Annotated in this window: 1 pseudogene; it reads right to left on the bottom strand. The window is 59.4% G+C overall.

Annotated elements, in window-relative coordinates:
- Nucleotides 1–266, bottom strand: a pseudogene (locus R5H23_RS17010) (hypothetical protein); the annotation flags it as partial.

Below are 266 nucleotides of genomic sequence, written 5' to 3'. Positions count from 1 at the left end.
ACGGCAAGGCTGTAATCCACCGTCACTGGCGAACCATTGCCTGGGTTTGAAACCTTTGGTTCGGGCATAAGGTCAGAATTGTTTGAGGCTTTGTTGACCAGGGCGCGGCAGAGTTCGCTTTCCATCACCGCCATGACAACCTGCCTGGTCCCAGGGATGATCGGTTCTGCAAGCGGCAAAGCGTCCGGGCCGATGGACTTGGCCACAACATCCGTCAGGTTGCGGGCCATCCCGATCGCCGTCTTCGCACCCTGCACGACGAGCGC

It is taken from the genome of Gluconobacter sp. GP1, assembly GCF_032913585.1.
Taxonomy (GTDB): Bacteria; Pseudomonadota; Alphaproteobacteria; order Acetobacterales; family Acetobacteraceae; genus Gluconobacter; species Gluconobacter cerinus.
Note: the sequence above shows the minus strand (reverse complement) of the source record. Positions and strands in the feature narration are given on the sequence as shown.